Genomic DNA, 2,442 nt, shown 5'->3' with positions numbered 1-2,442 from the left:
AGTGACTACGAGCGTGGCGCTCATTTGGGTACACCCTATTGTTACGCCGGTGTGCGACAGAATGTTTCCTGTAAAATAGGGCCGTTACTAGCATTGTTTTACACGTGTCTAGGAGGGTCTAGGCCTTATGTTTACAGAAAGTGGTGAGTGTGGTGTTATCGTCGGATGGTTTCCATATTGAAAGTCATATTGACTCTGTGCCCGCGTTGGCGCGGGTGAAAGATCTGCATGGTGGGCTGTCGTCGGGGCAGCAGGCGTTGGGCAGGATTGTGCAAGCCTTGCTTGCTGACGCTGACGGTCTCGACGGCGTTCAGCTTTACGCCCTCTCGGATGCAATCGAGTCGTATCGTGATGCGGTCATAGAACAAGAGACTGTTTCCTTTAAACCTTCGCGGGGCGAAGACTAATGGGCAGTGACTCTGGTTCGCATGGGCAGCGGGTGGGCTATATCCGTGTCTCGTCGGTGGAGCAGAATAATCAGCGTCAGAAAGAACTGCTCAATATGTCTGGCAGGATTGACCGTTTCTTTGAGGATAAGGTTTCCGGCCGTACCAAGGCTGCGCGCCCTGGGCTTGTCGAGTGTATGGCGTATGTGCGCGACGGTGACGAGCTTGTCGTGTCGTCGATTGACCGTCTCGCCCGTTCGCTTACGGATCTTCGCGGTATTGTTGATGAGCTTACCGGCAAGGGTGTGACTGTTACTTTTCTGCATGAGAATCTCGCGTTTGCGAAAGACACCACAGATCCACGCGCAGATTTAATGCTGGGTATTTTGGGTTCGTTTGCGGAGTTTGAGCGGGCCATTATCCGCGAGCGTCAGGCGGAGGGGATTGCGTTGGCCAAAAAGGCTGGCAAATACAAAGGCCGCAAGCCTGCTCTTAGCCCGCAGCAGGTAGCGGAGATTAAACGGCGCACACTGGCAGGGGAGTCGAAAGCAGCCTTGGCGCGGGAATTCGGGGTGACCCGTCCTACGGTATATCGGGCGTTGAAAAACGTCTAAAGCGGCACAGCCATAACGGTAAATCAGCGTGCCCGTCAGCCCTGTCATATGTCTTGCCATATGGCGGGACATATGTTTAGGCATATGTTATAGCGTATGTTCCGCCGTATGCTAAAGCATATGTTGTGGAATATATAGGTTTACCTGCTGGTTCTTGCGTTTAGGCGAAGTCCGAAAATGGTAGTCCACAAGGCTAATAGGCCGAAGGAGATAAGCAGTGCAGCCAGTTCCCGCGAGAGACCAGCCTGGGTGAAAAGGAAAGAGGGGACAAGGATCATTGCTGCGCTTATGCTGCCTCCAAGTGCGGCGTAATACATACGGTCTTGTGACTGTTCGCGGCGGATAGTCTGGATGATTAAGACTAAAACAACTGCGAGCGCAGCGAGGGTGATCGTCGTATACATTCCTTCTCCTTTCGACTGGTGCCCAGTTTATCGGTGAGGGTGTGCATTCCGTAGGCGATATACAACCTTCCCGGGCAGGAAAGTGGCTTAACGCGCCCGCGCGACAGGGTGGGTAGCGTGTGGGCTTATATGCTTGATGGTTATGGCCCCTACGACTGTTTTTGACCGCGCTACCATTCGCCACAATCTCACCGAATTCAAACTCCGGTGGCTTGACCGCATTAAGCAATGGGAGGCGGAAAACCGACCCGCAACCGAGTCGAGTCACGACCAACAGTTCTGGGGTGACCTGCTCGACTGCTTCGGTGTCAACGCCCGCGACCTGTACTTGTACCAACGCAGCGCTAAACGCGCTTCGACGGGGCGCACCGGCAAGATCGACATGTTTATGCCGGGCAAAGTCATAGGCGAGGCTAAGTCCCTCGGCGTCCCGCTCGATGATGCTTATGCCCAAGCTTTGGATTATTTGCTGGGCGGTACTATCGCGAACTCGCACATGCCGGCCTATGTTGTCTGCTCCAACTTCGAGACCCTGCGGGTTACCCGTCTTAACCGCACCTATGTCGGCGATAGCGCCGACTGGGACATTACATTCCCTTTAGCTGAGATTGACGAGCACATCGAACAACTCGCTTTTCTCGCCGACTATGAAACCTCCGCCTACCGGGAGGAAGAAAAGGCTTCCCTGGAAGCCTCTCGGTTAATGGTGGAGCTCTTCCGCGCCATGAACGGCGACGACGTGGACGAGGCAGTAGGCGATGACGCTCCCACCACGCCGGAGGAAGAAGACGAGCGCGTCATGCGCACCTCTATCTACCTCACCCGAATCCTCTTCCTTCTCTTCGGCGACGACGCAGGACTCTGGGATACCCCGCATTTGTTTGCGGACTTTGTGCGCAATGAAACCACCCCAGAATCGCTCGGCCCGCAGCTCAATGAGCTATTTAGCGTGCTTAATACCGCCCCGGAAAAGCGGCCTAAGCGTTTGCCATCAACGTTGGCGAAGTGAAGTGCCCCGGGTTTTGTTCCTAGGCATTT

4 protein-coding genes are annotated in these 2,442 nt (G+C 54.6%); 3 read left to right on the top strand and 1 reads right to left on the bottom strand.

The genetic code is table 11. The features are described from left to right. Positions 1-149 precede the first annotated feature (149 nt). Both HMPREF3148_RS03680 and HMPREF3148_RS03675 read left to right on the top strand, forming a co-directional pair. Positions 150-407, top strand: a complete 258-nt coding sequence (locus HMPREF3148_RS03680) for a hypothetical protein (RefSeq protein ID WP_168713080.1) — start codon at positions 150-152, stop codon at positions 405-407. Further along, positions 407-1,000, top strand: coding sequence for a recombinase family protein (locus HMPREF3148_RS03675; RefSeq protein ID WP_011116976.1), 594 nt, complete (start codon positions 407-409; stop codon positions 998-1,000). Before HMPREF3148_RS03680 ends, HMPREF3148_RS03675 begins: the two co-directional genes overlap by 1 nt. Positions 1,001-1,140: 140 nt before the next feature. On the opposite strand, the gene HMPREF3148_RS03670 is transcribed toward HMPREF3148_RS03675, so the two are convergent. Continuing rightward, positions 1,141-1,404, bottom strand: coding sequence for a hypothetical protein (locus HMPREF3148_RS03670; RefSeq protein ID WP_046095295.1), 264 nt, complete (start codon positions 1,402-1,404; stop codon positions 1,141-1,143). A 142-nt stretch (positions 1,405-1,546) separates the two neighbouring features. Here HMPREF3148_RS03670 and HMPREF3148_RS03665 point away from each other — a divergent pair, with 142 nt between their 5' ends. Then, positions 1,547-2,413: a type IIL restriction-modification enzyme MmeI gene (locus HMPREF3148_RS03665; RefSeq protein ID WP_049151462.1), complete on the top strand. Its 867-nt coding sequence runs from the start codon at positions 1,547-1,549 to the stop codon at positions 2,411-2,413. Positions 2,414-2,442: the final 29 nt, after the last annotated feature.

The sequence above is a fragment of the Corynebacterium sp. HMSC05D08 genome, assembly GCF_001807215.1.
GTDB classification, from domain to species: Bacteria; Actinomycetota; Actinomycetes; order Mycobacteriales; family Mycobacteriaceae; genus Corynebacterium; species Corynebacterium striatum.
This window is presented reverse-complemented; position numbering and strand designations above follow the sequence as displayed.